The organism is Vibrio sp. OPT46 (assembly GCF_015163535.1).
Lineage (GTDB): Bacteria > Pseudomonadota > Gammaproteobacteria > Enterobacterales > Vibrionaceae > Vibrio > Vibrio alginolyticus.
Map to the genome: position 1 here is coordinate 1 of NZ_JADDYG010000894.1, position 201 is coordinate 201.

Below are 201 nucleotides of genomic sequence, written 5' to 3' on the forward strand. Positions count from 1 at the left end.
CGCAAGTGTTTTGCCAATAAGGGCAATAACAGATATGAGTAAAATATTCCCTGTCATTAATAAGGCTTGGCAGAGGGATAGAAGCCATACATTACGATTCAATTCCAAATTCCTTTTGGTTACGACGTATACAGATAACATATAGGAAAGCAGAAACAATAGAAAGATATGAGAGTAATTCTCAACAAAAAGAGCCAGAGG

1 pseudogene is annotated in these 201 nt (G+C 36.3%); it reads right to left on the reverse strand.

Annotated elements, in window-relative coordinates:
* Positions 1-141: pseudogene (locus tag IQR33_RS35015) on the reverse strand (MFS transporter); the annotation flags it as partial.
* Between the last annotated feature and the right edge of the window lie 60 nt (positions 142-201).